Source organism: Thermodesulfovibrionales bacterium, from assembly GCA_035622735.1.
Lineage (GTDB): Bacteria > Nitrospirota > Thermodesulfovibrionia > Thermodesulfovibrionales > UBA9159 > DASPUT01.
Genome location: DASPUT010000072.1, coordinates 1 through 2103 on the forward strand (window position 1 = coordinate 1; position 2103 = coordinate 2103).

At 54.5% G+C, this 2103-nt stretch carries 3 protein-coding genes; 1 reads left to right on the top strand and 2 read right to left on the bottom strand.

Annotated features, from left to right (window positions below):
* Window positions 1-407: hypothetical protein (locus VEI96_03955; GenBank protein HXX57130.1), on the top strand; the 407-nt coding region annotated here is incomplete at its 5' end.
* On the opposite strand, the gene VEI96_03960 is transcribed toward VEI96_03955, so the two are convergent.
* Both VEI96_03960 and aat read right to left on the bottom strand, forming a co-directional pair.
* Window positions 391-1548 (bottom strand): phospholipase D-like domain-containing protein, encoded by a 1158-nt coding sequence (locus VEI96_03960; GenBank protein ID HXX57131.1) that lies wholly within the window; start codon window positions 1546-1548, stop codon window positions 391-393. The two genes, VEI96_03955 and VEI96_03960, sit on opposite strands and share 17 nt — an antisense overlap.
* An 81-nt stretch (window positions 1549-1629) precedes the next feature.
* Window positions 1630-2103 (bottom strand): leucyl/phenylalanyl-tRNA--protein transferase (gene aat, locus VEI96_03965; protein HXX57132.1); only part of this gene is annotated, 474 nt, incomplete at its 5' end.

Consider the following 2103-nt stretch of genomic DNA (forward strand, 5'->3'; position numbering starts at 1 on the left):
ATCTCAAGGTCTCTGGATGGGGGTTCCTCATCGGAACGCCGTTTTCGGTCTACGCACTGATCACACCGTCTCTTCCCCAGTGCATGGCCGCGATCGCTGTCGCAGAATTCTTCCTCTTCCTGAATACGGGACCGTTGAACACCGTGATCGTTAATGTCACGAGTCCTTCGATGCGCGCGATGGCCTTTGCGGTCAATATCTTCTTCATCCACGCCCTGGGAGACGCAGTATCACCGACCATCCTGGGATTGCTCTCCGATCACTGGGGATTAAGGAACTCCCTACTCATAACACCATTCGCAATCCTCCTGGCAGCGCTTCTATCGTTGCTCTGTACCAGGTTCGTCGAAAAAGACAGCGGGCTAGTGGATTTGCACCCGGTTAACAGAATCAGAGCCTCCTCCTGAACAAGACAAAAAACCGCTCCTTGACCCTTTCCAGGAAGGGTCGTTGTCTCCAGACCTTCTCTATTATCTCGAAAGAATGGACGGCGTCTTCCGCAAAGACTTCTGTCATCTCCCTACCGAAGCCTTCATCGAGTATGCCGACGTTCCCTTCGTCATTCCACCGGAGAGACTGGAAGTCGAGGTTTGCAGAACCGACGATGCTCCAGCAGCCGTCAAAAACGTAGCTTTTTGCATGCAGGACCTCGCCCTGATACGTAAATATTCTTACCCCGGCCTTCAGCAGCCTCGTGAAGAACGCTCTCCCCGTGTGGTACGCGGCAGGGACATCGCTCTTCCCCGGGAGGAGCAGCTTCACCTCAACCCCTCTCTTCACCGCCTCTTCCAGGGAATCAAGCATCCTCCTGCTTGGGGTGAAATAGGCTGTCGTAAGTAATACGCTCCTTCGGGCGTGGTTGATGCTGTAATAGAGGAGTTTTCGCATCTTTCTTCTTCCCTTCGAGGACGAAGCAAAGATGGTGATAACCGGAAGACCTCTTGCACGGTCGTGAACCGCTGATGATCCAGGGATCTCAAGAACATCTATCGGTTCGCCCCGCCACGTCTGCCATGTCTTGACGAAGCGAAGGAACAGCTCACGTGCAACCGGACCCTCGACGAAGATACCCGTATCCCTCCATGCGGTATGCCTCATCCTGAGATGAAATCCTCGGTATTCGTTCGCTATGTTCAACCCGCCGGTAAACGCCCTGATCCCGTCGATGATGACCAGTTTCCTGTGGTCCCTGTGCGCATAATGGAAGGGAGACGACCACCGGAAGGGCCTCGAGGCCCTGATCCGTATCCCCGCATCCCTCAGTTCATTCCAGAAAGCCTTCGGCGTCCCGAAAGAACCGAAATGGTCATAGAGGACATAGATCCTTACCCCTTCTTCCGCCTTCTTCCTCAGAATACCGGCAAGTTCCCTGCCTGTTTCATCATTCCGGAATATATAGAAATGGAGACATACGACGTGACGGGCATGCTCTATGCCCCTGAAGATGGCGTCGAAAGACTCTTTCCCCTTGTACAGGATGCGGACCGCATTGTCGTCCACAAAGGAGCCGCCGTAAATCTTCTCTATCGTCTCTCTCTGAAAGGTCATGCTCGTCGAATTGATCGCGGGCCACCCGCGGGAAAGGAATCTCCCGCCGCGTTGATTCCCGACCAGAAGTGACTCCAGCCCTTACTCATCGAGAATCCATTTCCCCCTTCTTGTAGGTCTCTGCAGGGCCTCCTTCACCATCTCCGTGAAAAACTTCCTCGGAATTTCCCTGGCCCCGAAACGAATGAGATGCCCCGTCGTCACCTGACAGTCGATAAGGGTAAACTTCCACCTCATCAACTGCCGCACGAGAGTTACGAGCGCCACCTTTGAAGCGTCTGCCTTAAGAGAAAACATCGACTCTCCAAAGAAGACGGAACCCAACGCCACCCCGTAAAGCCCGCCTGCTAACATGCCGTCCTGCCAACTCTCCACCGAGTGGGCGTATCCCGCCTCGTGAAGCCCGATGTAAGCATCGATCATTTCACCGGTGATCCAGGTGCCTTCAGCCCTGTCCCTCCGGATGTCAGCGCACCGCCTGATAGTCTCCTCGAAAGCAGTGTCGGTGGTCACTGTAAAGATCCCTTTCCGCATCGACTGCCTGAGACTCCTCGA

Coding starts and splice junctions, on each gene's coding strand:
- VEI96_03960 (HXX57131.1), bottom strand. CDS start 1,548: ATGACCTTTCAGAGAGAGACGATAGAGAAGATTTACGGCGGCTCCTTT.